Source organism: Sulfuricaulis limicola (assembly GCF_002355735.1).
Classification (GTDB): Bacteria; Pseudomonadota; Gammaproteobacteria; order Acidiferrobacterales; family Sulfurifustaceae; genus Sulfuricaulis; species Sulfuricaulis limicola.
In genome coordinates, this window is record NZ_AP014879.1 from 1,339,752 (window position 1) to 1,366,127 (window position 26,376).

The 26,376-nt window shown below is 62.5% G+C and carries 28 protein-coding genes; 17 read left to right on the forward strand and 11 right to left on the reverse strand.

Annotated elements, in window-relative coordinates; translation table 11 throughout:
* Positions 1-19: 19 nt before the first annotated feature.
* The 8 genes from SCL_RS06570 to SCL_RS06605 all read right to left on the reverse strand — a co-directional run bounded on the left by SCL_RS06570 (position 20) and on the right by SCL_RS06605 (position 4,025).
* Positions 20-247: a sulfurtransferase TusA family protein gene (locus tag SCL_RS06570; protein ID WP_096360477.1), complete on the reverse strand. Its 228-nt coding sequence runs from the start codon at positions 245-247 to the stop codon at positions 20-22.
* Between the two features lie 120 nt (positions 248-367).
* Positions 368-556: a hypothetical protein gene (locus SCL_RS06575; RefSeq protein ID WP_096360478.1), complete on the reverse strand. Its 189-nt coding sequence runs from the start codon at positions 554-556 to the stop codon at positions 368-370.
* Between the two features lie 31 nt (positions 557-587).
* On the reverse strand, positions 588-797 hold the full coding sequence (locus tag SCL_RS06580; protein WP_096360479.1) for a hypothetical protein: 210 nt from the start codon (positions 795-797) through the stop codon (positions 588-590).
* Positions 794-1,408 carry a hypothetical protein gene (locus SCL_RS06585; RefSeq protein WP_096360480.1) on the reverse strand — a complete coding sequence of 205 codons (615 nt, stop codon included), beginning with the start codon at positions 1,406-1,408 and terminating at the stop codon, positions 794-796. Before SCL_RS06585 ends, SCL_RS06580 begins: the two co-directional genes overlap by 4 nt.
* Positions 1,409-1,520: 112 nt before the next feature.
* Entirely contained in the window at positions 1,521-2,441 is a 921-nt protein-coding gene (locus tag SCL_RS06590) for a cytochrome c (protein WP_096360481.1), read from the reverse strand.
* 25 nt (positions 2,442-2,466) lie between these two features.
* Entirely contained in the window at positions 2,467-2,928 is a 462-nt protein-coding gene (locus SCL_RS06595) for a c-type cytochrome (protein ID WP_096360482.1), read from the reverse strand.
* Between the two features lie 154 nt (positions 2,929-3,082).
* Positions 3,083-3,673: a hypothetical protein gene (locus SCL_RS06600; protein WP_148665015.1), complete on the reverse strand. Its 591-nt coding sequence runs from the start codon at positions 3,671-3,673 to the stop codon at positions 3,083-3,085.
* A 121-nt stretch (positions 3,674-3,794) separates the two neighbouring features.
* Entirely contained in the window at positions 3,795-4,025 is a 231-nt protein-coding gene (locus SCL_RS06605) for a hypothetical protein (protein ID WP_096360484.1), read from the reverse strand.
* 93 nt (positions 4,026-4,118) lie between these two features.
* On the opposite strand from SCL_RS06605, the gene SCL_RS06610 reads away from it, so the two are divergent.
* Positions 4,119-6,854 carry a DUF2339 domain-containing protein gene (locus SCL_RS06610; protein WP_096360485.1) on the forward strand — a complete coding sequence of 912 codons (2,736 nt, stop codon included), beginning with the start codon at positions 4,119-4,121 and terminating at the stop codon, positions 6,852-6,854.
* Positions 6,851-8,233 (forward strand): DUF3999 domain-containing protein, encoded by a 1,383-nt coding sequence (locus tag SCL_RS06615; protein ID WP_096360486.1) that lies wholly within the window; start codon positions 6,851-6,853, stop codon positions 8,231-8,233. The genes SCL_RS06610 and SCL_RS06615 overlap by 4 nt, the downstream gene beginning before the upstream one ends.
* A 5-nt stretch (positions 8,234-8,238) precedes the next feature.
* Here SCL_RS06615 and SCL_RS06620 read toward each other — a convergent pair whose 3' ends face one another.
* Positions 8,239-8,964, reverse strand: coding sequence for a YggS family pyridoxal phosphate-dependent enzyme (locus tag SCL_RS06620; RefSeq protein WP_096360487.1), 726 nt, complete (start codon positions 8,962-8,964; stop codon positions 8,239-8,241).
* Positions 8,965-9,073: 109 nt separating this feature from the next.
* Between SCL_RS06620 and SCL_RS06625 the strand changes: the two genes are divergently transcribed.
* From SCL_RS06625 to lolD, 4 genes are all read left to right on the forward strand, one after another.
* Positions 9,074-9,550, forward strand: coding sequence for a DciA family protein (locus SCL_RS06625; protein ID WP_096360488.1), 477 nt, complete (start codon positions 9,074-9,076; stop codon positions 9,548-9,550).
* A gap of 17 nt (positions 9,551-9,567) precedes the next feature.
* Complete coding sequence (locus SCL_RS06630) at positions 9,568-10,713, forward strand: CapA family protein (RefSeq protein WP_096360489.1); 1,146 nt, start codon at positions 9,568-9,570, stop codon at positions 10,711-10,713.
* Between the two features lie 161 nt (positions 10,714-10,874).
* Entirely contained in the window at positions 10,875-12,119 is a 1,245-nt protein-coding gene (locus SCL_RS06635) for a lipoprotein-releasing ABC transporter permease subunit (RefSeq protein WP_096360490.1), read from the forward strand.
* Between the two features lie 113 nt (positions 12,120-12,232).
* On the forward strand, positions 12,233-12,928 hold the full coding sequence (lolD, locus tag SCL_RS06640; RefSeq protein WP_096361879.1) for a lipoprotein-releasing ABC transporter ATP-binding protein LolD: 696 nt from the start codon (positions 12,233-12,235) through the stop codon (positions 12,926-12,928).
* Between the two features lie 94 nt (positions 12,929-13,022).
* Here lolD and SCL_RS06645 read toward each other — a convergent pair whose 3' ends face one another.
* Entirely contained in the window at positions 13,023-13,547 is a 525-nt protein-coding gene (locus SCL_RS06645; protein WP_096360491.1) for a DUF2062 domain-containing protein, read from the reverse strand.
* A gap of 68 nt (positions 13,548-13,615) precedes the next feature.
* Here SCL_RS06645 and SCL_RS06650 point away from each other — a divergent pair, with 68 nt between their 5' ends.
* From SCL_RS06650 to SCL_RS06685, 8 genes are all read left to right on the forward strand, one after another.
* Positions 13,616-15,883: a DNA internalization-related competence protein ComEC/Rec2 gene (locus tag SCL_RS06650; RefSeq protein ID WP_172425951.1), complete on the forward strand. Its 2,268-nt coding sequence runs from the start codon at positions 13,616-13,618 to the stop codon at positions 15,881-15,883.
* Positions 15,884-15,972: 89 nt separating this feature from the next.
* On the forward strand, positions 15,973-16,593 hold the full coding sequence (locus SCL_RS06655; protein WP_096360493.1) for a MotA/TolQ/ExbB proton channel family protein: 621 nt from the start codon (positions 15,973-15,975) through the stop codon (positions 16,591-16,593).
* A 7-nt stretch (positions 16,594-16,600) separates the two neighbouring features.
* Positions 16,601-17,032, forward strand: a complete 432-nt coding sequence (locus SCL_RS06660) for an ExbD/TolR family protein (RefSeq protein WP_096360494.1) — start codon at positions 16,601-16,603, stop codon at positions 17,030-17,032.
* On the forward strand, positions 17,025-18,797 hold the full coding sequence (gene msbA / locus SCL_RS06665; protein ID WP_197702737.1) for a lipid A export permease/ATP-binding protein MsbA: 1,773 nt from the start codon (positions 17,025-17,027) through the stop codon (positions 18,795-18,797). The genes SCL_RS06660 and msbA overlap by 8 nt, the downstream gene beginning before the upstream one ends.
* 28 nt (positions 18,798-18,825) lie before the next feature.
* Complete coding sequence (lpxK, locus tag SCL_RS06670) at positions 18,826-19,809, forward strand: tetraacyldisaccharide 4'-kinase (RefSeq protein ID WP_096360495.1); 984 nt, start codon at positions 18,826-18,828, stop codon at positions 19,807-19,809.
* Positions 19,802-19,984 carry a Trm112 family protein gene (locus SCL_RS06675; protein ID WP_096360496.1) on the forward strand — a complete coding sequence of 61 codons (183 nt, stop codon included), beginning with the start codon at positions 19,802-19,804 and terminating at the stop codon, positions 19,982-19,984. Before lpxK ends, SCL_RS06675 begins: the two co-directional genes overlap by 8 nt.
* A 101-nt stretch (positions 19,985-20,085) precedes the next feature.
* A complete protein-coding gene (gene kdsB / locus SCL_RS06680; protein WP_096360497.1) occupies positions 20,086-20,823 on the forward strand; it encodes a 3-deoxy-manno-octulosonate cytidylyltransferase in 738 nt (245 codons plus the stop codon).
* A gap of 108 nt (positions 20,824-20,931) precedes the next feature.
* Positions 20,932-21,408 carry a low molecular weight protein-tyrosine-phosphatase gene (locus tag SCL_RS06685; RefSeq protein ID WP_096360498.1) on the forward strand — a complete coding sequence of 159 codons (477 nt, stop codon included), beginning with the start codon at positions 20,932-20,934 and terminating at the stop codon, positions 21,406-21,408.
* Between the two features lie 49 nt (positions 21,409-21,457).
* On the opposite strand, the gene SCL_RS06690 is transcribed toward SCL_RS06685, so the two are convergent.
* Complete coding sequence (locus SCL_RS06690; RefSeq protein ID WP_096360499.1) at positions 21,458-23,830, reverse strand: Rne/Rng family ribonuclease; 2,373 nt, start codon at positions 23,828-23,830, stop codon at positions 21,458-21,460.
* Positions 23,831-24,346: 516 nt separating this feature from the next.
* Between SCL_RS06690 and rluC the strand changes: the two genes are divergently transcribed.
* The 3 genes from rluC to SCL_RS06705 are packed head-to-tail and all read left to right on the forward strand — an operon-like array spanning position 24,347 to position 26,376.
* Positions 24,347-25,297 carry a 23S rRNA pseudouridine(955/2504/2580) synthase RluC gene (gene rluC / locus SCL_RS06695; protein ID WP_096360500.1) on the forward strand — a complete coding sequence of 317 codons (951 nt, stop codon included), beginning with the start codon at positions 24,347-24,349 and terminating at the stop codon, positions 25,295-25,297.
* 51 nt (positions 25,298-25,348) lie between these two features.
* Positions 25,349-26,038, forward strand: coding sequence for an HAD-IIIA family hydrolase (locus tag SCL_RS06700; protein ID WP_096360501.1), 690 nt, complete (start codon positions 25,349-25,351; stop codon positions 26,036-26,038).
* Positions 25,987-26,376, forward strand: coding sequence for a Rieske (2Fe-2S) protein (locus SCL_RS06705; RefSeq protein WP_096360502.1), 390 nt, complete (start codon positions 25,987-25,989; stop codon positions 26,374-26,376). The genes SCL_RS06700 and SCL_RS06705 overlap by 52 nt, the downstream gene beginning before the upstream one ends.

Here is a 26,376-nt window from a genome sequence, read left to right on the forward strand (position 1 = left end):
CCTTGAGCTGTTTTTGTTTTTACGCCCGTTTCAGCAAAAACTCGAAATCGCCCTTGGCGGTTTTTTTCGATTCGAGCAGGGCGTTGCCCGAGCCCCTGGCGTAGGCATCGAAGTCCGTAACCGTGGCGGGATCCGTCGCCAGCACGCGCAGTGTCTGGCCGACCTTCATGGCCAGCATGATTTTCGCCGCACGCATGACCGGCAACGGGCACGTCATGCCACGCGCGTCGAGTTCCTGATCCGCCATCGATGTCTCCCGGAATAACGAAATAATTGAAATACAAGCTCAACTATAGATCGTTTTTGCGGTTTTGCTGCCCCGCTCGGCGGTGATTTCCCCGTTACTTTTGGGCCAATAAAGCCGGGTTTATTTCTTGATGAAATCCAGCGCGCTCTTCAGGCGGTCGAGGGCGCGGCGGCCGGGGCTTTTGCGGCGGATGGGGCTGTCCGTGTCCCAGCGCGGCTGGTCGCGGCGTTCCTTGCCGAGGCGCCGCATCTTCTTGCGGCGGTCACGATCAGGGGCCGGAGGGTTACCGGAATTGTCGTTGTCGGTCATGGAATTCGGATGGTCCGATTTTTATCCGGATTTACTTTTTCAGTTCTTCCTGTCTTTGTCTTTGATATTCGTCATAACCCTCGCTCTCCAGCGCCTTCAGACATTCCTCGCGCGCCGAGGGCGGCATCTTGTAGCATTCGTTGCGCTGGCTCTGCTTGGTGCCTTCGTACCACGCCCGTTCGGTGCAGCCTGCCGCGGACAACGCGCCCACCACGGCCAGACAAACAATAATTTCTCTCATGCCGGCACGGTTTTGGCGCGCACACGCCGGACACGGGGTTTGGCGGGCGCTTTGGGGGCCGACGCGGCTTTGGAGGCCGCCGCCACCAGCGATTCGTACTGGTAATAGTAGAAGGCGTCGGCCGCGACGACGGCAGCGAGTACAAGCGCCGGTATCTCCATGTTCAGGGAACCGACCGCGACGATGAGATAAACCAGCGCAAACGCCGTGTCGGTCTCGACCTCGACGCGTTTTCGGGGTGGCCATTTCTCGCGCAGGTGTCCCCAGCATTCCCACCACAGCGCCGCGAGCTTGGTGCCGAGCAGCCACCACGCCGGGTGGACGGCGGGGAAAAGGTTCTCGCCGAGAATGGCGTTGCCCGCGATGAAGAGACAGGCAACGATCACCAGGTCGGCCAGGAACCTGCCGGATGTGTAGGCTTTGCGATTGCCCTCGCTGACGGAGTGGGCGTAGTCCATGACGTAGAGAACGAAGAGGGCAAGCGCCAGGAACGCCTGCTCGCCCCAGATCGCATGGCCCGAGAATTCATTGAAGCCGGTATAGATCAGTGTTCCGAGTACGGCGGGGTACAGCAGGTTGTTCATCACGACACACCAGCGCACGTCATTCATACGGGCGGTTTTCCTTGTGATAGCGGGATGGAATGTGGATTAAATGGGTTAAGAATGAATTATTCAAGCCCTTCCAGACTTCCCGTCCCGGCGGTTTTCTGTGAATTCCCGATTATTCCCAGGCTTCCTTTTTCTTTGGCGGCTTTTCCTTGCGGGCACGCTCCAGTCTTTCTGTCTCCACCGCCGGCAGTGACTTTATATAGACCGCAATCGCGCGGCGGTCGTCGCCGGTGAGTTGCGAGGTGCTGTTGTCGATGATCTCGGCCATGGCGTCGCCGGCAAAATCCCCGTCCGGTGTGGCGCCGGTTTCCAGGTAGTAAACCAGATCATTCGCGGTCCACGTGCCGATGCCGGTTTTCCGGTCGGGCGTGATATTCGGTATTTTGGCATCGTCCACGCCATGAGGATTGCCGGCCAGTTGCTGTGACTGCCTGAAACCGCCGAGCAGGTTGCGCGGCGTGTGGCATTCGCCGCAATGGGCGACGGCCCTGACCAGGTACGCGCCGCGATTCCATGCCGGCGGTTTGTCGTGTTGCAGCTCGTATGCGCCGGGACCGAAAAACATCATTTTCCATATCCGCAACGTGGCGCGCGAGCGCAGGTACCACGGCAGCGCATGCGGCTTGTTGGCCTGCCGCACCGGCTTCACGCTGTGCAGGTAAGCCCAGAGCGCGCGCAGGTCGGCATCGGTGAGTTGCGTATAAGAGGTATAGGGGAAGGCCGGGTAGTAATGTTGGCCTTGCGGACTGATGCCTTCGCGCAAGGCACGCACGAAGTCGGCCTCGCTCCAGCGGCCGATGCCGGTGTCGGGATCGGGCGTGATGTTGGGGCTGTAAAAAGTGCCGAAGGGGGTGGACAGCGCCCGCCCGCCGGCCAGCGGCGTACCCTTGCTGTCCGCGTCGGTGTGACAGCCGGCACAACCGGCGGCGCGGAACAGATATTCGCCCGGTGGCGTGTCTGCGTTGGCGGCCATGGCCGGCGCTGTCGCGACGGCCAGCCACAGCATGACCGCCGCATGGCGCTGAGCCAGCATGTTTCCGGTTGTGAGCGGGTTGATTTCAGTCGTCTTTCTTGCGGAAATCCTTGTGGCAGGCCTTGCAGCTTTCACCCACGTCCTTGAAGCTGGCGGCGATGGTCTGCTGGTTGCTGCTCTGAACCGCCTTGGCGAAGACCTCAACCTTGTCCTTGGTGTCTTTTGCCCGCTTCTCGAAGTCCGCGCGCTTCGACCACACCTCGTCTTTGGCCTTGGTCTCGCCAAAATCGGAATCCTTCGGGAACAGCGCCGGAATGTTGCGGGTCAACGCCTGCAGGGAGCGCGAGTGCTCCAGGAGATCGGACTTGTAATCCACCTTGCCCTGCACGATCGCCCCCGCCGCGGAGGTATGTCCGCCGATGGCCTTCATCACGTTCTGGCGATACTTGATGATGTCCTCCGGCTCTGCCGCCCTCAGCGCCAGCGGCGCCAGCAGGACCAGCACCGAACCCGTTGCCAGCAGACTGCGCATTGTTACGTTTTTCATGGTGTGCTCCTTGCCTGATGTTCCGGAAAACCCCGATTATCCGCGAATTCGGACGCAACTTCTGACCGGAAATGACGCCGGCAGTTCAGCGGTTATTCCGATCAACGACTTTCAGCAATGGCGATGGTGGCCGGCGCGACAGGCTTCATGTAACTCAAAAAGCGGTGAACTCGATGCTGTCGAATATTTTTTGCGCCTTCGTTGCCAGTCCCTTGTCGTCGTGTCCGGGGTAGTAGCGATAGGAGTAGGCCACGATTACGGCAACTCCTTTTTGGGGGTGTTCGCAGACCAGGGAAGATGCCTCGAGAATCATGTAATCGGGGCGATCGGATCGCTTGACGGCCTTGTGGTCTTCCATCATGTCGTAGGTGCGCACACATGGCTGTCCTTTGAATTTTATCGCCTTGTCGCTATGCGACAGAAGCTTGTGACGTGTCGGATCCTCCATGGATAGCGCGGTCTTCGCGTAACCGATGAATTCATCCTGTGACTTGAACGGGGGGATTACCTGCGTGAACGCGCGAATGATATGGTTTTCATCCGTACCGGTCTGTTTGCCGAGAACGATCCCTTCGGGACGATTGGCGAGCATTAACCAGCCGCTCTCGTCCAGCGGCATCAGGGAAAATCCCTGGTGCTGTTCACGCACAGGAGGAACTGACACCTCGGTAAATTGCGGCCTCGTGGGGGCGCAGGATGCCAACAGAACGATGAGAATCGTCAGCGCAATCTTTCCGGGGTTCATGATCCCTCCAATGGCGTGATATGAGCGGTTATGTCGTTGTTTGCACGTCGTTCCGGCAGGAAACATTAGCGCAACATGCGCTGATTCAGCAAATGGAGGTAAACCGTGCAGGTGTTCGGAGTCAAAAAACGGGTTTTGCGACACAACTGACGATAACGCCGGCCTGTTTTTCTGAATAATCCCGTTCTCCGTATATCGCCGTTCCCACCCGCACCATGGCCGCATCTTCCTGGATGGCCTCGATGTGACCCCCGCTCATGCCCACGGACAGCTCGGTGAAATCTTTCAGTCCGAAACGCTGCCGGCAGTCGCCCCGTCCATCTTGGCGTAATTGGCCGATATGTATGCGCATTACGCTGTGAAACTGCGGCATTCTGGCCCCGAATGCCCGTTTGGCAGGTTTGCTACTATTCATTGAATATGAATAAAAAGAGGAAAGTCAGGGATGACTAAGCTCACCAGTGCCATTATCGGGGCGCTCGTTGGTGGTGTTTTATTTCAGTGGACCGGAGTCGTGGCGGGTTTGCTGATCGGCTTGTTTGCCGCGTTAGTCGCTGAATTGCGTCAGCGGGTGATGCAGCTCGAGGCGCGACTCGACCAACAGGTTGTCAGCGCGAGCCCGCGCCCGGTTGCCGCGGAACCATCCCCGGCGCCGCGGGAGTCACCGAAGCCTGTCCAGGCCGTGACAATTCCTCCGCTGCCGGCGCCACGAGCCAGCACGATCTCCGCCAGCGACAATATTCCGAAACCGCGTCCCTCCGCACCGAGTCCCGCGCCAGCACCGGCACAGCCTGGCCCGCTCAAACAGGCCGTCGATTGGCTGCATGATTTTTTCACCAGCGGGAATCTGGTGGTCAAGGTCGGCGTCATCGTGCTGTTTTTCGGCGTCGGTTTTCTCCTGAAATACGCCGTCGAGCACAACAAGTTTCCCATCGAGTTGCGTCTTATCGGCACGGCCATCGGCGCCCTGGCATTGCTGGTTGTCGGCTGGCGGCTTCGGGGCAGGCGTCCCGGGTACGCGCTGATCATTCAGGGGGCCGGCATCGGTGTGCTTTACCTCACCGTCTTTGCGGCCGCCAAGCTGTATCAGTTGCTGCCGCTGGGCTTTGCCTTCGGGGTGATGGTGGCCTTGGTGGTGCTGTCGGGAATACTGGCGGTGTTGCAGGACGCGCGGGCGCTGGCAGCCTTCGGCGCGGCCGGCGGTTTCCTCGCGCCGGTGCTGGTGTCGACCGGGGCAGGCAACCACGTGATGCTGTTTTCGTATTACGCGCTGCTAAACGCCGGTATCGTCGGCATCGGCTGGTTTCGCGCCTGGCGCGAGCTCAACCTCATCGGTTTTGCCTTCACCTTCGTCATCGGCACGCTGTGGGGGCACCGTAACTATCAACCCGAGCTGTTTGCCTCGACCGAGCCTTTCCTGATCCTGTTTTTTGTTTTCTATGTCGTGATCGCGGTGCTTTTCGCGCACCGCCAGCCGTTGCAGCTGCGTGGATACGTTGACGGCGCGATCGTGTTCGGCGTTCCGGTGGTCGGCTTCGGCCTGCAGGCGGTTCTGGTCCGTCCCTATGAATACGCATTGGCGATGAGCGCGCTGGCGATCAGCGGACTGTATATCGGTCTCGCCACCGCGCTATGGCGCCGGCAGATCACGGGCATGCGCGTATTGACGGAAGCGTTCCTGGCATTGGGTGTTGTTTTTGGCAGCCTGGCGATACCGCTGGCGCTCGATGGCAACTGGACGGCGGCGGCGTGGGCGCTGGAGGGCGCGGCGATTGTCTGGATTGGCGTGCGGCAGCGGCGCATGCTTGCGCGCGGATTCGGCTTGTTGCTGCAAGTCGGGGCCGCATTCGCATTCATGAGTCACGGATCGGGTCTGGGCCTGTTGTCGCCGGTTCATGGCCGGGTTATCGAGGCCACCGCATCAGCGCTGCCGGTCCTGAATGCAACCTGTCTCGGTGCAATCGTCATCGCGCTGGCCGGCCTGATATCCGCGTTTGTCCTGTCACGCGCGCGCAGCGAATTGCACGAGTATGAATCGCCGTTCGAGTTTATCCTGCTCGCCTGGGGTGTGGTGTGGTGGTTGACCGGAGGCGTGAACGAAATCGGCCGTTATTTCCACGGCCAGGAACAGGTTGTGCTGGTGCTGCTGTTTGTGGCCGTCAGCGTCCTGGTGGCCACGCTGGCGGCACACGCGCTGCAGTGGAACGGTTTGGCCATGGTGCCGATCGGACTGCTCGTGGCAATGCTGCTGACGGCTGCATTCTTCATTCTCAACGGCTCGGCATCGCATCCATTCGAAGGATGGGGAAGCGTGGCTTGGGTCGTCGCGCTCGCTGCACACTATCTGGCATTGAGCCGATTCGAGCGGCGCTGGCCGGTGGAGCTGGTGCGGCTCTGGCATATCGGCGGGTTCCTGCTGATGGTGCTCCTGGCCACCATGGAAGGCAGCTGGATCATCGAACGTTATGGCCAGATTGCGCCGACGTGGAGATTTGCCGCCTGGGCGTTCATTCCCGTTGTTGCCGCGTCCGTCCTGTTGCGCTGGGGCGGACAGGCGCCATGGCCTTCCGTACGGTTTCATCGCGAGATCGGCAGCTTTGGACTTGTGCCGATCATGGCCGCGCTCGTGACATGGAGCCTGAGGGCGCTGGGCGAACGCGGCGAGAGCTATCCGCTGCCTTACCTGCCCATCGCCAATCCGATAGATATTGTGCAGCTTCTGGTGCTGGCCTTGTTGCTGCGCTGGCTGCTCTATTGGCGGGCGCAGCCGACTCTGAATCTCGGCGGCGATGGAGTGAAGCTGCTGTCTTATGGTATTGGGATGCTGGCGTTGCTCTGGCTGAGTGCGGCGGTGGGGCGCGCGGTGCATTTCTGGGCGGATGTCCCGTATACCGCACATGGTCTGTTCAGTTCGGTCACCTACCAGGCGGCGCTCACGATGACTTGGAGCACGATCGCCTTGCTGACCATGGTGCTGGCCACGCGGCGCGCCATCCGCGTCATGTGGTTTGCCGGCGCGGCGTTGCTGGGCATCGTCGTGATAAAGCTGTTCCTTGTCGACTTGACAGGCATTGGAACCGTAGCGCGGATCATCTCGTTCGTCGGCGTGGGAATATTAATGCTGGTTATCGGCTATTTCTCCCCGCTACCGCCACGTCAAACCAGGGAGACACCGGCATGAGCACCTATTGGACGACGTTTCTCGGACTGCTGTTGGCTGCCAATGCCCTGGCCGCCGGGCCCGGACCCGCCATAACGCTCGACGATTTCGCCTTTGGCTACAGGCTGAACACGGCTCCCGGTCTGCCGGTTTACCAGGTGGTTCTACCGGAGGAAATGTATCGCATTTCGCGGCGCGGTGACCTTGGGGACTTGCGTGTCTTCAATGCGCAAGGTGAGGTTGTTCCCTATGCCTTGATGCGTCCCGCGCCAATTGACGAGGCATCGAAGCGGGTCAGCCTGCCTGTCTTTCCGGTGCATGGCGGCGACACCAGAAGCCATGAGTCGCTATCCGTAAAGGTGATCCGCGACCAGAATGGCACCATCATCAATATCAATGAGGCATCATCGGCGCCAAACCACCAGCCGGTGACGGCGTATTTGATTGACGCCAGCCAGGTTACCGCTCCGCTGACGAAGCTGCATGTTCGTTGGGGAAAAACCGAGAGTTTTGTCGCGAAAATCTCGCTGTCACGGAGCGATGATCTCAATCGCTGGTCGACCATCGTCGATTCAACGGCATTGGCCGAACTGGTTCATGGTGGTGAGCGCCTCACGCGCGATGTGATCGAGTTTGGCTCCGTCAAATCCGGGTACTTCCGCCTGACTTGGCCAGCCGGGACGCAGGTCGCTTCGATCATGGCCGTCGAGGCGGAGCTGGCACCGGTGCGACAGGAACCTGCCGCGGCGTGGCTCAGGCTCGAGGGACAGCGCGTCGTGGGTGACGCAGGCCGTGAGCTGTTGACTTTTGACACCGGCGGACGCTTTCCCGTTGATCGCCTCAATATCGATCTGCCTGAACCCAACAATCTGTTGCGGGCGGCGGTCTGGTCCCGCGCCGACGACAAAACCCCCTGGCGCCAACGCTACACGGGCCTGTTTTACCGTGTGCACCCGGGCGAGCCCAGCGTCGAGTTCCGCAATGAGACCGTGTCGGTGACGCGCAGCATGGATCGTTACTGGCGCGTTGATATTGAATCGAATGACGGTCTTGGCAGCCGTCCGCCGAAACTCGAGCTTGGCTGGGTCGGCGACCGGGTGACGTTTCTCGCGCGTGGCAGCGGACCTTACCTGCTTGCCATTGGCGGTCACGATGTGAGTGGCGCCGAGCAACCTGTCGAGCAACTGTTGCGTGCGCTCGATCAGCAAAACAACGGAATCCATCCGATGGCCGTGGCTGTCGGTGAGCGTGTCGTATTGGGTGGCGCAGACCGGCTGGAACCGGGCCCGTATCCGGTTCCCTGGCGCAAGCTCGTGCTTTGGTCGGTACTGGTCGGCGGCGTGTTATTGCTGGCGGGAATGGCCGTCGGGCTCATACGGCAGATGAACAAACCGGAATAGGGCGGTTATTTGGAATAATCCCGTTCCCCGAATATCGCCGTGCCCACCCGCACCATCGTAGCGCCTTCCTGGATGGCCTCGATGTAGTCCCCGCTCATGCCCATGGACAGCTCGGTGAAATTTTTCAGTCCGAAACGCCGCTGATAGTCGTCGCGCAGCCGCCGCAGGCCCGCGAAGCAGGCACGAATTTCCTTTTCCGGGGCCGCATGGGGGCCGATGGTCATCAGGCCGCGCAGGGGCAGGGCGGGGAAGTTCTCCTTTAAATATTTTTCGATGAAATCCGGCAGGGCTTCGGGGGTGAGGCCGTGTTTTTTCGGGTCGCGGCTGACGTTGACCTCAATCAGTATATTAATGGTTGCTGATTGTTCCGCGGCGCGTCGGGAAAGTTTACGCGCGAGTTCGAGACTGTCGAGCGAATGCAGCCAGGAAAAATTTCCCGGAATGAACCGGGCCTTGTTGGTTTGCAGATGACCGATGAAATGCCAGTCGATGGATGGATTTGCAAGCTGTGAAATCTTCGGCAGCGCATCCTGTGTTGTACTTTCACCAAAATCTTTCTGTCCGGCCGCCATGGCGGCCGCTATCGCTTCTTTCGGATGACCTTTTGACACCGCAATCAAGCGGATAGCGTCGGAACTTCTTGTGCACGCGCGCGCGGCGTCGGCGATGGACTGTCGTACACGGAATAAATTGCTTGCGATCGCGTCAGAAATTTGGTTCACATCTTGCATGTTACCGCGATTTTAAAAAAATTTTCACTTGTCAACGTTGCGCGCGATTTTTATTTGAGCATAATGTCCGGCCGCGTTGGATGGAACGAACACAAGAGGTGAAGAACCCATGACAAGGAACGGACCCCGGAACGCCGGCGCACATCTGCCCGGCGAAATCCTGAAACGGGCGGGCGTGCACATGGACAAGCTCTCCAGCCTGCTGTCGCACTGGAAGGCCAACATGGGCGAGCCGCTGGTTTCGCACAGTTTTCCCGTCAGCTACGACAACGGCCGCCTGAGCCTGCGCGCCGACACCTCGGCCTGGGCCAGCCGCCTGCGCCACAGCCAAGCGGAGATCATGGACGAGCTGCGTAACGATCCCTATTTTCACGACCTGCGCGAGCTGTACGTGCGCGTGCTGCCCGAGCGGGCGCGCGCGCCGGGTGAAAAGAGGCGCCAGTCCATCGTGCTGCCGAGCAGGATACCGGACAACGCCGCCAACCTTATCAAGAGCGTGGCGGACGACATCCTCGACCCGGCGCTGCGCCGGTCGCTGATCCGCCTGGCGGGCGCGCGCGACAAGTCGGTACCCGCAAAAAGATAATCCCCTATAATCGGTTCATGGTCCTGATCCGACATGGGCTGGGGCGGCACCTGCTGCTGGCGGCGTTTTGCGCCGCCGGCGTATCCTGCGCGACGCCGCCAGCCGTACCTCCTGAACCAGCCCCGGAAGTTGTGCCGAAGGCGGCGCCGTCACCGGCGTTGATTCCCGCGCCGGCCAGGAAGGCGCCGACGGCGTCGGCGGTCGAGCTGCGCATCGCCGCCGTCGGCGACATCATGCTTGGCGGCACGGCGGCACCGGAGATGCAGAAATACGGCTATGACTATCCGTTCGAACAGACCAAAGATATCCTGAAGCAGGCACAGATCGTTTTCGGCAATCTGGAAGGCCCGCTGACCGATGGCGGCGCCGCCGGCACGGCCAAGCAGTATGTATTCCGCTCGCCGCCGGACAAGGTCGCGCCGGCGCTGGCGCGCGCCGGTTTCAACGTCGTCTCGCTCGCCAACAACCACACGCTGGATTACGGCGCCGAGGGTCTGGAAGACACGCGCGCGGCGCTCGACAAGGCCGGTATACGCCACGCCGGAGCCGGGCGGAACGCCGCTGAGGCGCGCCAACCGGTATATATGATGGCGGACGGGGTCACGGTGGCGGTTCTGGCCTATTCCCTGACGTTTCCCGAGGAATTCTGGGCCGGGCCGGACAAGCCCGGAACAGCCTTCGGCCATGAGAAGCATGTGCGCGCGGACGTGGCGGCGGCGCGCCAGACGGCCGATATCGTGGTGGTTTCGTTCCACTGGGGACAGGAAGGCAAGACCGAGCTGCGCGACTACCAGACGCAATTGGCGCACGCCGCCATCGATGCCGGGGCCGCCGCGGTGCTCGGGCATCACCCGCATATCCTGCAAGGCGTGGAACGTTACAAGGACGGCGTGATTCTTTACAGTCTCGGCAACTTCGCCTTCGGTTCGTTCAGCAACACCGCCACGCGCAGCGCGATCGCGCTGCTCACCTTCCGTGACCGGCAATGGCGCGAGCTGAAAATGGTCCCGCTCAACGTAAAGAACGCCGAGGTCGTATTCCAGCCGCGTCCGTTGGTCGGGCGTGACGCCGCGGAGGTCGTCGGACAATTGCAGCAATTGTCACAATCGCTCGGCACCACGCTGGAAAACCGCGACGGCGTCGCGGTGCTGCTCGCGGAATAATACCTTTGTAACCGCAGATAAACGCGGATGAACGCAGATTAAAAGCACGACCCATCCTGTCTCCCGGCATATATCTGCGTTAATCTGCGTTCATCAGCGGTTTCACGAATATTAAAAGAGCTACTTGTGCTAATGATTTCATCTGTGTTTAATGCCGGGCCATGATCCGTCCGTTTGAGCTTTTCGTTGGCCTGCGCTACACCCGCGCCCGCAAACGCAGCCACTTCATCTCCATCATCTCGCTCATTTCCATCCTCGGCATCACGCTCGGCATCACCGCGCTCATCACCACGCTGTCGGTCATGAACGGCTTCGGCAAGGAACTGCGCGGCCGTATCCTCGGCGTGATTTCGCACGTGACCGTCACCGAAACCACCGGCCAGTTGCACGACTGGCGGGCGACGGCCGAACGCATCCGGGATCCGCGCGTGACCGGGCGCGCGCCCTATATCGCCGGACAGGGCATGGTGACGCGCGGCAAGAGCGTGAGTGGCGTGATGGTGCGCGGGATATTGCCGTCCGAGGAGATGCAGGTATCCGAATTCGGCAGCCGCCTGATCGAGGGCAAGCTGGACGCGCTGAAGCCGGGCGAGTTCGGCGTCGTGATCGGCAGCGCGCTGGCGTGGAAACTCGATCTCAGCGTGGGTTCGCCGGTGTCGCTGGTGATCCCGCAGGCGCTGGTGACGCCGGCCGGCCTCATGCCGCGCTTCAAGCGCTTCACCGTGGTCGGCATTTTCAAGATGGACATGTACGAATACGACAGCGGCCTGGTGCTGATGCACCTGGATGACGCCGCCAGGCTGTACCAGATGGGCGATGAGGTCAGCGGCCTGCGCCTGAAGCTCGACAATCTCGACGCCGCGCCCGCCGTGGCCGACGAACTGGCGACCGGTCTGGGACCGAATTACCTGGCGCGCGACTGGACCCGTGAGCACGGCAATTTCTTCCGCGCACTCAAGATCGAGAAGACGGTCATGTTCGTCATTCTGCTGCTGATCGTGACCGTGGCCATGTTCAACGTGGTGTCCACGCTGGTGGTCGTGGTCACCGAGAAACGCGCCGACATCGCCATTTTGCGCACGCTCGGCGCCAGTCCCCGGAGCATCATGGGCATATTCCTGGCGCATGGCTCGGTGGTCGGCGTGGCCGGCACGCTCGTGGGCACGCTCTGTGGCGTGCTGCTGGCGCTCAATGTCGAGCCCATCGTGCACGGTATCGAGCGGCTGTTCAGCACCTCCTTCATCGCGGCGGACGTGTATTTCATCAGCGAGCTGCCGTCCGACCTGCACTGGTCCGACGTGCTGCTGGTATCGGGTTGTTCGCTGGTGCTGGGCCTGCTGTCCGCGCTTTATCCGGCCTGGCGCGCCTCCAAGGTGCAACCGGCCGAGGCCTTGCGCTACGAATGAGCAAGAAATCCGAAAAAACCGGGAAAGCCGGCAAGTCCGCGAAAAGCGGTCCGGTCGAGACTGTCACTGCCGCGGCACCGGCGGGCGCGAGCCCGACGCCGGAACCGGCGGCGATGCCGGACAAATCCGACAAAAAATACATCCTGCGCGCCACCGGTTTGCAGAAGGTGTTCAACGAGGGCACGTTCAACGTGCATGTGCTGAAGGGCGTGTATCTGCGCGTGGAACCGGGCGAGCGCGTTGCCATCGTCGGCGCCTCCGGCTCGGGCAAGAGCACGCTGCTGCATCTGCTGGGCGGGCTGGACCGGCCCACGTCCGGGCAGGTGGAGATCGATGGCCAGGATCTGACGAAAATGGACGAAGCGGAGGTGAGCCTGCTGCGTAACCGCATGCTCGGCTTCGTCTATCAGTTTCATCATCTGCTGAACGAATTTTCGGCGCTCGAGAACGTCGCCATGCCGCTGCTGTTGCGGCGCATGCCGCCGCGCGAGGCGATGGCGCAGGCACAGGACATGCTCCGGCGCGTCGGCCTCGAGGACCGCCTGCAGCACCGCCCGGGCGAGCTGTCCGGCGGCGAGCGTCAGCGCGCGGCGGTGGCGCGCGCCATGGTGACGCGGCCGCTGTGCGTGCTGGCGGACGAGCCGACCGGCAACCTCGACCGTGAAAATGCGCAGAACGTCTACGAGCTGATGCTGGAGCTCAACCGCGAGCTCGAGACCTGCTTCATCATCGCCACGCACGACCCGGCGCTGGCGGCGAGCATGGACCGCGTGCTCAAGCTGGAAGACGGCGTATTGAAGCAGTTATAAGAGTTTCAACCGCAGAGAACGCGGAGTACGCAGAGAAAAGATTTCTGATAAAAATCTCTGCGACCTCTGCGCTCTCTGCGGTGAAAAATAATATTCAGGTATTTTTTTCCCGCCTCAACTTGCGCTGTTCCCAGTCGCGCACCACGTGCCAGCGCCACAGGCCGCGTATGCCCAGGTAGCCGACGGCGGAGCAAACGGCCCCCACCAGGAATGAGCCGAGCAAAAACGGCTTCCAGATGCGGATCAGTTCCGTGGTAATCCATTCCCAGGAAAAATCATATCCGACGGCGTGCACCGGCGTGTTCAGCAGCCACGCGCCCAGGCTGTAGCAGAAATAAAAAATCGGCGGCATCGTTATCGGGTTGGTGATCCACACCAGCGCCACCGCGATCGGCAGGTTCACGCGAAACAGGATGGCCAGCGCCGCCGCCGGTATCATCTGGAACGGCATGGGCACGAAGGCCATGAACAGGCCGACGGCGAAGGCGCCGGAGGCTGAACGACGGTTCAGGTGCCACAGGTTGGGGTCGTGCAGCAGCGTGCCGAACAGGCGCAAATGCTTGTGGTCGCGGATCTTGTGGGGGTCCGGGAGGTAGCGACGTATAAATTTTTTTGCCATAAATTGCAGGTGTATATTCGCACGAAATAAAAATATCAGCCAAGGAGATTCCCATCCGCACTGCCACTTTGGCATTTCTCGGCGGAGTACTGCTGGTACAGCAGCTGGCCGCGCTGCCGTCGCTGTGGTGGGCGCTGCTATTGCCACCGCTTCTATGGCTGGCCCGGCGCCGTCCCCTGTGGTTTGTCCCGGTGTTTTTCGTGGCCGGCGTGGTCTGGACGAGCCTGCGCGCCGGGTTGATCCTGCAGGACAGTCTGCCGCCGGAACTCGAGGGCCGCGACCTGCTGGTCGAGGGGCGGATCGACGACATTCCCAAGCCGACCGATTTCGGACTGCGTTTCGAGCTGGAGGTGACGCACGCCAGCCTCGACGGCGCGCCGGCGCGCGTGCCGCGCCGCATTCTGCTCAACAGCCGCGATCGCGATTTTCAGCCGCGCGCGGGCGAAACCTGGCGGTTGCTGGTGCGTCTCAAGCGCCCGCACGGTTACCAGAATCCCGGCGGCTTCGATTACGAGGCGCACCTGTTTCGCGACCGCATCCGTGCCCGCGGCTATGTGCGCGACGCCACGGCGCCGCAGCGCCTGGGCCCGGAACCGGCCTGGCATGACATCGACCGCTGGCGCCAGGACCTGGGCGATCGTATCCGCGCGCGACTGCCGGACAACGAATATGCCGGCATCATCGTGGCGCTGGCCAACGGCGATGGCCGCGGCCTGGCCGAGGAGCAGTGGCAGATATTGCGCCGCACCGGCACGCTGCATCTGGTCGCGATCTCCGGGCTGCACATCAGTCTCATCGCCGGTGTCGTGTTTTTCATCGCCCGCTGGCTGTGGGCGCTGCCGGGGACGACCGTCCTGCGCCTGCCGGCGCCCCAGTTCGGTGCCGTCTGCGCGCTGCTGGCCGCCGCTTTTTACGCTGCGCTGGCCGGTTTCGTGGTGCCGACCCAGCGCGCGCTCATCATGCTGGCCGTGGCCATGGCCGGTATATTGTTGCGGCGACGGTTTCCGCCGTCGCAACTGCTCGCCGTGGCCGGGCTGGCGGTGCTGGTCTACGATCCGCTGTCGGTCATGGCCGCGGGTTTCTGGCTGTCGTTCGCGGCCGTGGCGGTGATTTTGTTCTTCATGCACGGCGATCGCGTGCAGATGCCGGTGGCGTGGAAGTGGGGCTACATCCAGTGGGCCATCGCACTCGGCATGCTGCCGCTGATGCTGGCGATGTTCGGACAGCTGTCGCTGGTGGCGCCGCTCGCCAACATGCTGGCGGTGCCGGTGTTCGACCTGCTGCTGGTGCCGCTGACCTTGTGCGGCGCGCTCTTGCTGGGCGTGGCGCCGGACGCGGCGGGGTGGCTGTTCGGGTTCGCGGCGTGGCTGTTGCACGGGTTGTGGCAGGCGCTGACGTGGCTCGCGGAGCCGTCGTTCAGCCAGTGGACGCAGCCCGCGCCGCCGGCATGGGCGCTGGCCTGCGGCGTCGCGGGCGTGCTGCTGTTGCTTGCGCCGCGCGGCTGGCCGGCGCGCTGGACGGGCATCGTCTGGTTGCTGCCAATGTTCCTGGTGCGGCCGCCGTTGCCGGGAACGGGCGAGGTGTGGTTCACGCTGCTGGACGTCGGTCAGGGATTGTCGGCGGTGGTGCGCACCCGGGAACACGCGCTGCTGTTCGACGCCGGGCCGCGTTTCGGCGATTTCGACACCGGCCAGGCGGTGGTCGAGCCGTATCTGCGCGCCGCCGGCGTGCGTCGTCTCGACGCCTTCATCGTCAGCCACGGCGATATGGATCATGTCGGCGGCGCGGAATCGGTGCTGCACGCGTTGCCGGTGAGGATGCTGTTGAGCAGCGTGCCGGAAAAATTGCCGCCGGCGCAGCCATGCCGGGCCGGACAGACATGGAATTGGGACGGCGTGGAGTTCGACATCCTGGGACCGGATGACGATGCCGGAGCGAGCCGCCGCAACGACGCCTCCTGCGTGCTGCAGGTACGCAGTCGCCACGGAAATATATTATTGCCGGCCGACATCGAGGCCAAGGCTGAAAAAAAACTGGTGCAACAGCTGGGCGGGCGATTGCGCTCGGAAATCCTGGTGGCGCCGCACCACGGCAGCAAGACATCTTCCACGCCGGCGTTCATCGAGGCGGTGGCGCCGCGGCACGTCCTGTTTCCGGTCGGTTATCGCAACCGTTATCGGCATGCCCATCCGGATGTGGTGCAACGCTACGTCGAGCGCGGCGCCGCCCTGTATGACTCGCCGAGTGCCGGCGCGCTGGAATTCCGGCTGGATGCCGCCGGCCTGAATGCCACGGCCTACCGGGTGCGGCAGCGACGCTACTGGTACGCGGACTGAACCGCCGCGGCGCGCGGCCGTCTTTGAGGTTTTGGCCTCGTCTGATACATTAGCCGCACTTTTTTGATAATTTTCCCCGGAATAACAGCATGTTCGAACTTATCAAGGCCGGAGGCTGGGTCATGTGGCCCATCATCCTGTGTTCGGTCGCGGCCCTGGCGATTATCGGCGAACGTTTTTGGTCCTTGCAGAAAAAATACGTCGCGCCGCCCAATCTGCTGGCGCAGGTGCAGCAGCTGCTGGCGCGCAACGAGCTCGAACCGTCGCATCTGGCGGCGTTGCGCGACAGTTCGCCGCTCGGGCGCGTCCTGGCGGCGGGCCTGGTCAACCGCGACCATGACCGGGAGATCGTCAAGGAGGCCGTCGAGAATGCCGGCCGCCAGGTGGTGCCGGAACTCGAGCGCTACCTGCGCAGTCTCGGCACGATCGCGGGGATCTCGCCGTTCCTGGGGCTGTTCGGGACCGTCATCGGCATGATCCAGATGTTTTCCGGTATCGGCCAGCACGGCGTGGGCGATCCCTCCATCGTCGCGGCCGGCATTTCGACGGCGCTGATCACCACCGCCGGCGGTCTGGCGGTCGCGATCCCGAGCCTCATGTTCTACCGCTATTTCCGCGGGCGCGTGAACGAGCTGCTGCTCGAGATGGAGCAGGAGGCCGTCAAGCTGGTGGAGATCCTGCACGGCGAGCGCGAGAGCGAGAACGGTTGAATCGACCATGAATTTCCGCGCCGCCCCGTCCGACGAAGAACCGGAACTGAACCTGATCCCGCTGATCGACGTGCTGTTGATGACGTTGATCTTCCTGGTGGTCACCACCAGTTTTTCGACCGAGGCGCGCCTGAGCGTGCGCCTGCCCGAGGCCTCGGCCGAGGTGAAGCAGGAGACGCCGTCGCTGCGCGTCACCATCGACGCCAAGGGCCAGTTTTACATGGGTGATCAGCAGTTGTTGAATGCCACGCCGGAGGTGCTGCGCAGCGCCCTGGTGCGCGCCGCCGCCGGCAACAAGGATCCGCTGGTGGTCATTCATGCCGATGCGCAGACTCCGCACGAGGCCGTCGTCCGCGTGATGGACGCGGCGCGCCGCCTCGGATTCACCCGCCTGACCTTCGCCACCCAGCAGCCGTCCGGCCAGTCGGCGCGTGAGTAAGGCGAAAGACACCGGAAACAGCCTGCGGCTCTACCGCCGACTGCTGGGCTACGCCTGGCCGTACAAATGGGTGTTTCTCGTGGCCGTGGTCGGCATGATCATGCTGTCGGCCAGCGCCGCCGGCTTCACCGCCCTGATGAAACCGCTGATGGACGAAGGTTTCGTCCAGCGCGACGTCGCGACGATCAAGATGATTCCGCTGCTGATCGTGTTGCTGTTTCTGGCGCGCGGCATCGGCAATTTCCTGGCGCAATACGGCACGGCCTGGGTCGGGCGGCGCGTCACCTTCGATCTGCGCACCAGCATTTTCCAGCGCATGATGTATCTGCCCAGCCGCTATTACGAATCGGGTGCCTCCGGCGGGTTGATATCCCGGATCATCTACGACGTCGAGCAGCTCGCCGCCGGCGTCACCCAGGTGCCGTATGTCGTGATCGGCGACGGCCTTACGCTGCTGGCATTGGCGGGCTGGCTGCTGTACCTCAACTGGAAGCTCACCCTGGTATTCGCCGTCCTGTTGCCGGTCACGGCGCTGCTGATGCGGGCCATGAACCGGCGTTTCCTGCGCACCAGCGTCGAGATCCAGAAAAGCATGGGCGAGATATCGCAGGTGGTGCGCGAGGCCAGCGACGGCCAGCGCGTGGTCAAGGCCTTCGGCGGGCAGGCGATGGAAATCCGTGCGTTTAACCGCGGCAGCGAAAATAACCGTCACCAGAACATGCGCAAGGTGGCCGTGTCCGCGATCGGCATGGGCCTGCTGCAGCTCGCCGGTGCGGTCGCACTCGGCCTCGTGATCTATACCGCGCTGTTGTCGGGCGAGATCACCGCCGGATCGTTCACCTCCTATCTGGTGGCCGCGCTGTGGATCATGGGACCCAGCCGGCGGCTGGCGCGCGTCAACGAAACCATACAGACCGCGCTGGCCGCGGCACACAGCACCTTTGCCGTGATGGATGAGGCACCGGAGGAGGAAACCGGCTCGGTGAACATCGAACGCGCGCGCGGCCGTGTCGAGTATCGCCATGTCGGGTTTCGCTACCACGGCACCGAGCAGGATGTCCTGGACGACGTTTCCTTCCGGGTGGAGCCGGGACAGGTGCTGGCCCTGGTCGGCCAGTCGGGCAGCGGCAAGAGCACCATTGTCAGCCTGCTGCCGCGTTTTTATCGCGCGGCCCGTGGCGCCATCCTGATCGACGATACCGACATCAATGACCTGACCCTGGCCAGCCTGCGCCGGCAGATCGCCCTGGTGGGCCAGGAAAATATCCTGTTCGACGATTCCATCCGCCGCAACATCGCCTACGGCGAGGAGGACGCGATCGATGCCAGCCGCCTGATGGAGGCGGCGCGCGCGGCGCACGTGCTCGAATTCGCCGAGCGCCTGCCGGAGGGGCTGGACACGCGCGTGGGCGAGCGCGGCATGCTGCTGTCGGGCGGGCAACGGCAGCGCATCGCCATCGCCCGGGCGCTGTACAAGAACGCGCCGATTCTTATTCTCGACGAGGCCACTTCCGCGCTCGATACCGAGTCCGAACGGCTGGTGCAGGCCGCGCTGCAAAAACTGATGCTGCACCGGACCACGCTGGTGATCGCACACCGGCTTTCCACCGTAGAACATGCCGACAAAATCGTGGTGCTCGCGCAGGGACGCGTGGCGGAGAGCGGCACGCATCGCGAGCTGCTGGCGCGCAACGGTGTCTACGCGGGCTTGTATCGCAATCAATTCCAGGACAGCCCGTCGGCCGACAAGGTGACGCAAACATGACACCCGTGGTTTCGCGAATCCCCGAATAATGCATTGGCTGGAACAGCACTGGTACCGTTTCACCCCCGTCAGCCTGCTGTTGTTGCCCGTGAGCTGGCTGTATTGCCTGCTGATGCTGTTGCGCCGGGTTTTGTACCGGCTGGGCATATTCCCTTCCATAAAATTGCCGGTGCCGGTGATCGTGGTGGGCAATCTCACGGTCGGCGGCAGCGGCAAGACGCCGCTGGTGCTGTGGCTGGCGAGCTTCCTGCGAGAGAAAGGTTTGCGACCGGGTATTGTCCTGCGCGGTTACGGCGGCAGCGCCGCCGACTGGCCGCATGGCGTCACGCCGCAGCACGATCCCGACGTGGTCGGCGACGAGGCGGTGTTGCTGGCACGGCAGAGCGAATGCCCGGTGGCGGCGGACCCCGACCGTGTCCGCGGCGCGCAGTATCTGCTGCGTGAACATCGTTGCGACGTGATCCTGAGCGACGACGGCCTGCAACATCTGCGTCTCGCGCGCGACATGGAAATCGCCGTGATCGACGGCGCGCGCCGCTTCGGCAACGGCCACTGCCTGCCCGCCGGACCGTTGCGCGAGCCCGCCAGCCGCCTGCGCGATGTTTCCCTGTGCGTCACCAACGGCACGCCGCAGGCCGGTGAGCTCGGCATGGCGCTGACGGAGACCGGACTGTGCCGGGTAAATGCGCCGGAGTCCTGGGCCTCCGTGGGGTCGATCAAGGGCGAAACCGTGCACGCCGTGGCCGGCATCGGCAATCCGGCGCGGTTTTTCGCGCAACTGCGACGCCTGGGCCTGCAGGTCATCGAGCATCCGTTTCCCGATCATCACCGGTATGCGGCGCAGGACATCCGTTTTCCGGATAATCTGGCGGTGATCATGACCCAGAAAGATGCGGTAAAATGCGAGCGCTTCGCGGGCGATCATGTGTGGTACCTGGCGGTGGAGGCGCGGCCGGACGCGCGCGTCGGCGAAGAAGTGTGGCAACGACTCAAGGAGAAGCTGCGTGGATAAAAAGTTGCTCGATATCCTGGTGTGCCCGGCCTGCAAGGGTCCGCTGATCTACGACAAGAAAAAATCCGAGCTGGTGTGCAAGGCCGACCGCCTGGCTTATCCCGTCCGCGACGATATTCCGGTGATGCTGGAAGACGAGGCGCGCCAGGTGGCGGAAGAAGAGTTGCCGAAATAATTTAAATGGACAGGATTAACAGGATTCACAGGATTTTTAAAATCGAAGGAAATAATTATTTATTTAATCCTGTTAATCCTGTCAATTAATTTTTTCCTGTCATGCACATTATCATCCCCGCGCGTTACGCCTCGACCCGGCTTCCCGGCAAGCCGCTCGCCGACGTTGCCGGCAAGCCGCTGATCCAGCGCGTTCATGATTGCGCCGTGAAGACCGGCGCCGCCCAGGTCGTTATCGCCACGGATGACGAACGCATTCACAGGGCAGCCGTGAGTTTCGGTGCGCGCGTGGTGATGACGTCGGCCGCGCATCGCTCCGGCACGGACCGGCTGGCCGAGGTGATCGAAAAGCTCGCCATCGGCCCGGAGGAAATTGTCGTGAACCTGCAGGGTGACGAGCCGCTGATGCCGCCGGAACTGATGCGCGAGGTGGCGGAAAAACTGGCGTCGCACAAGGAGGCGCAGGTAGCGACCGCCTGCCACGCCATTCATGATCGCGAGACCCTCACCAATCCCAATGTCGTGAAGGTGGTGCGCGACGCCAGGGGGTATGCGCTTTATTTCAGCCGCGCCGCCATTCCCTGGCCGCGTGACATGATGGCCGGGAAGGGCGATGGAGAAATCAAGGCATACCGTCATATCGGGTTGTATGCCTATCGCGCCGGCTTTGTGCGCCGCTATGCTTCCTGGCCGCCCTGTCCGCCGGAGGAGACGGAGCAGCTCGAGCAGTTGCGCGTTTTGTGGCATGGAGAGCGGATCGTGGTGCACGAGGCGCGCCAGATGCCCGAGGCCGGTGTGGATACGCCGGAAGATCTGGAAAGAGTAAGGAAATATTTTTGAATAGACAGGATTTACAGGATTAACAGGATTAGAAAAAATAAGACCCGGGTTTCTTTTGAATCCTGTAAATCCTGTTAATCCTGTCCATTTATTTTCTATTTATTTTCCATGATAAAAGTTTTATTCGTATGTCTCGGTAATATCTGCCGCTCGCCGACGGCGGAGGGCGTATTCCGGAAACTCGTGCGCGAGCACCAGCTGGAGCATCACTTCGAAATCGATTCAGCGGGGACCCACGCCTATCATGTCGGCAAGCCGCCGGATGAGCGCGCCCAGGCCGCCTGTGCCCGTCGCGGCATCGACATCAGCCGTTTGAGCGGGCGCCAGGCCATTGCCGGCGACATCGAGAAATTCGATTACGTCCTGGCCATGGATCGCGAGAACCATGAAAATCTTCTGGAGATTTGTCCTCAGGGGTATGAATCCCGCATCCGGCTGTTCATGGAGTTCGCCCCCAGCCGCCCGGAGGAAGAGGTGCCCGATCCGTATTTCGGCGGCGCGGGTGGATTCGATCGCGTGCTCGACATGATCGAGGATGCGGCACAGGGACTGCTGGAAGAAATCCAGCGCACGCGCCTGAAATAATCAAGTACGAGCCTCAAACAAAAAACCCGCCTTGCGGCGGGTTTTTTGTTTACTTGTTGCCTTTGTTGTCGTCGTCAAACCGGGTCTCGACCTGAACCAGCTCCGGTTTGGGAGCGGATTCACTGCTGTCGGGCGCATGATGCGTTTCGTCATGCCCGGACGTGGGCGACGAGGGCGTGTGCCAGCCGTCGTTGTTCTGCTCCGACGGTTTGTCCCAGGACGAAGCGACGGGTGGGGTTTCCGTGAAGGTTTCCGTCACGCCGCCGGTTGCGGCGGCCGGCGGCACGTAGGAAGTTTCCTCGCGGGGAGGACGCGGGGCCGGTGCCGGACGGTCCGGCGACCCGTTTGCTTCCGGCGCACCATTGCGCGCATTGAAATCCTGCCGCTCCTGCGGTGCTCTGCCTTCCTGGCCCCGGCCGCCGCGACGACGGCCGCGACGACGGCGCCGTCCGCTTCCGCCCTCGGGACGCTCACGTTGAGCCTGGTTGGCATCACCGCCGGGAGCGCCGGCGGCCTGCGGCGGCTGTGGCGGGCGCTGACGGTTTTGGTCCTGACCCTGACCCTGCCCGCCGGGACGGCGATCGCCATGCGCATGACGTTCATGCCGCTGGCCGTGAGGCGGGCGATGGGGCGGGCGCCCGCCGCCATGGCCGCGGCCCGGCTGGTGTTGGCGCATCGGACGGCTTTCCGCCGCCACCGGTTTCTTTTCTTCCTCGGCTTTCTTGCCGAACAGGCCGGTGATGATCTTTTTGATGAGGCCGCCGCCGTTGGCGGCAGCCGGCTTCGGACGTTCCGGCGGTGCGGCGCTGTGCGTGAGCGGACCGATGACCGGCTTTTCCGCTTCCGCCGACACCGGCGTGGGTTGGGTGGGCCGGCGGTCTTCGTCTTCCTCGTCCTCGACCAGATCGATCTCGTAGCTCGGTACGTCGGCCTCGGCCTCGTATTCGTCGATGCGCAGGCGGCGGATATGGTAGTGGGGAGTTTCCATGTCCGACATCGGGATGATCATGATCGGGGTGCCGATGCGCGATTCGATGGCGCTCATTTCCATGCGTTTCTCGTTCAGCAGGAAGGTCGCGGTGTCGATCGGCAGGTGCACATGCACCGCGGCGGTGTTTTCCTTCATGGCCTCTTCCTGGATCATGCGCAGGATCGAGAGCGCGGAGGACTGCACGCTGCGGATATGGCCGGTGCCGCGGCAGCGCGGGCAGATCAGGCTGGAGGACTCGCCGAGCGACGGACGCAGGCGCTGGCGCGACATCTCGAGCAGTCCGAAACGCGAGATGCGGCCGACCTGGGTGCGGGCGCGGTCCACCTTGAGCGATTCGAACATGCGGTTTTCCACTTCGCGGCGGTTGCGCTCGGGCGTCATGTCGATGAAGTCGATGACGATCAGGCCGCCCAGGTCGCGCAGGCGCAGCTGACGGGCGATTTCTTCCGCCGCTTCCAGGTTGGTGTTGAACGCGGTCTCCTCGATGTCGGCGCCCTTGGTGGCGCGCGCCGAGTTCACGTCGATCGTCACCAAGGCTTCGGTCTTGTCGAACACGATCGCGCCACCCGATTCCAGGCGCACCTCGCGCGAGAACGCCGACTCGATCTGATGCTCGATCTGGTAGCGCGAGAACATCGGCGTCTCGTCCTTGTACAGCTTGAGCTTGTCGATGAATTGCGGCGCCACCTGTTGCATGAATTTGATCATGCGCTCGTGGATCTCCGGGTTGTCCACCAGCACCTCGCCGATATCGGTCTTGAGGTAATCACGCGTGGCGCGCACCACCAGGTTGCTTTCCTGGTAGATCAGGAAAGCCGCGGCGCGCTCTTGCGAAGCCTTGTAGATGGCGTCCCACAGGTTGATCAGGTAGTCGAGGTCCCACTGCAGTTCCTCGGCCGAACGGCCGATGCCGGCGGTACGGGCGATGACGGAGTAGTCGTCCGGCAGCTTGAGCTGGGACATGGCCTCGCGCAGCTCGGCGCGTTCCTCGCCCTCAATGCGGCGCGAGATGCCGCCGCCCTTGGGGTTGTTGGGCATGAGCACCAGGTAGCGGCCGGCGAGGCTGACGAAGGTGGTGAGCGCCGCACCCTTGGTGCCGCGCTCTTCCTTGTCCACCTGCACCAGCAGTTCCTGGCCTTCGCGGATGACGTCCTTGATGCGCACCTGGCTCATCGGGGTGCGTTCGTTGAAACCCTGGAAGTAAATGCGGGAGATTTCCTTGAGCGGCAGGAAGCCCTGGCGCTCGGAACCGTAGTCCACGAAGGCGGCTTCCAGACTCGGTTCCACGCGGGTGACCTTGCCCTTGTAGATGTTTCCCTTTTTCTGCTGGTAGGTCGAGGATTCGATGTCGAGGTCGAGCAGTTTCTGGCCGTCGACAACGGCCAACCGCAACTCCTCGGGGTGAGTTGCGTTAAACAGGATGCGCTTCATTGTTGATATATGTCCCCGACGCCCGGTTTGGCGCGCGGTTCCGCCCGCGCTGTGGTTTCAGCGCGACATGACGGAACGTCGTCCTGCCGACAGGGTGACAGAGGCCTTGGTGCAGGTTAGCGGCCTTCTGTTTTGGTCCCGCGCATCATGAAAAGGCGCAGGATGTACAATTCAGACTTTAAATTACGCCGTGAACAGGTTTTGGCTGTCCCACGCGTCGTCTGCCTGTGTGTGTCGGCAGGTGCTCGCCTATAGGAGCGTCTAATCCATACGTCTCTACATAAAGTAGGGGAGAGACGTGTTACCCTTTTTGGGCTCTGGCCGCGTTTAGGTGTCTGGCTACCGGCGCTGCGCCGGGGGCAACGGTGCGGTAGAGCCCGCGCCGGCTTTTACCTGGCGCGAAAATCCGTTGCGTTTCGTGTACTTGTGTAAAATTCCAAAGAATTTACTAAAAGTACACATAGGCACTATAGCAAACCAATTGACTTCCCAGCAATCTGTTATTATCGCCCCGGCATGAAACCGGCCGTAGACCCCGCCACTCCCGCCGTCCGTTATGTTGAAATCGATGAATCCCGTGCCGGCCAGCGGCTCGACAATTTCCTGATCGCCACCCTCAAGGGCGTCCCCAAAAGCCATATTTACCGCATTTTGCGCAAGGGCGAGGTGCGAGTTAACAAGGGCCGGGCGCGCCCGGACTATCGTCTGGAGGCGGGGGATGTGGTGCGGATACCGCCCCTGCGACAATCGCCCCCCAAGCTGGACTCAGCCGAGGCCGCAGAAGGCTTTGCCTGGCTGCTACCGCGCATCCTGTATGAAGACGATGACCTGATGGTGGTGAACAAGCCGGCCGGCCTGGCGGTGCACGCCGGCAGCGGCGTTGCCGTGGGGCTGATCGAGGCGCTGCGCGGGCTGCGGCCGGAGGCGCCGTTCCTCGACCTGGCTCACCGCCTGGACCGGGACACCTCCGGCTGCCTGCTGCTGGCCAAGACCCGCCCGGCGTTGCTGGCGCTGCATCGCCTGTTGCGCGAGGGCGATATGGAAAAACGCTACCTCGCCCTGGTCGCCGGGACTTGGCGCGGCGGCCAGCGCGAGGTGGACGTGGCGCTGGAAAAAAACCGGCCCCGGTCAGGCGAGCGCATGGTGGAGGTGTCCGAGACCGGCAAGCAGGCGACCAGTCTGTTCGTGCCGCACCAGCGATATGGCTCCGCCACGCTCATGGAGATCCGGCTGCTCACCGGCCGCACCCACCAGGCGCGGGTGCATGCGGCGCACCTGGGCCACCCGATCGCCGGTGACGACAAGTACGGCGATCGCGAATTCAACCGCCGCCTGCACAAGCTGGGGCTGCGGCGCCTGTTTCTGCACGCCGCGCGCCTGCGGTTCGCGCACCCGGTGAGCGGAGATAAAATGGATCTGGAGGCTCCGCTTCCGGATGAACTTTCCGGGGTGCTGGCAAAACTTTGATTTTGAACCGCCTTGGCGCCTTGGCGGTTAAATTTCTTTTTGTTAGATATTATGAAACCAAGGCATGAACTGATTATTTTCGACTGGGATGGAACCCTCATGGATTCCATCGCCAAGATCGTGCGCTGTTTCACGGCGGCGGTGGACGATGTCGGCCTGCCGCAACCGGGCGAGGACGCCACGCGCCATATCATCGGTCTCGGACTGGCCGAGGCGGTGGCGACGCTGCTGCCGCAGGCGGACGAGGTCGCGCGCACGCAGGTGGTGGAGCGCTATCGCGAGCATTTTCTGCATATCGATCAGACCCACATGCCGCTGTTTCCCGGCGTGCGCGAGGGGCTGGAGTCGCTCGCGGCGCAGGGTTATCTGCTCGCGGTCGCGACCGGCAAGGCGCGCCGCGGGCTGGAGCGTGTGTTGCGCGACACCGGCACGACGCATCTGTTCGTGGCCACGCGCTGTGCCGACGAGGCGTTTTCCAAACCGCATCCGCGCATGCTCGAGGACATTCTCGATCAGACCGGTTTCAATGCCGGGCAGGCTCTGATGGTGGGGGATACCACCTATGACATGCAGATGGCGCGCCATGCCGGCATGGACGGTCTGGCCGTCACCTATGGCGTGCACGGCCGCGAGCTGCTGGCGGAACACGGTCCGCTGGCCTGTCTGGATTCCTTCAGCGAGGTTTATGCGTGGCTGCAACAGGCAAGCCGTCCATCATCTGCCGCAGCCGCGAACTCGTAGATCGTGGGCGCGGGATACGCTTTACGGTGCGCCGCCGTGGCGAGACGACCCCGGCGTTCGTCGTCCGCTTCGATGGCGCGGCGCACGCTTATGTCAACCGCTGCGCGCACCGGTCACTGGAGCTCGACTGGATTGAAGGTGACTTCTTCGATGCCTTTGGCGAGCATCTGTTGTGCGCCACGCACGGCGCGCGTTACGCCCCCGCCAGCGGTGCCTGCGTGGGCGGACCCTGCGGCGGCGCCGGGCTGGTAAAGCTGGCGGTCCGCGAGGAAAACGGTGACGTCCTCCTGGAACCGGGGGATGATATACACTTGATCGATCCAGAAGCAGTTACATAG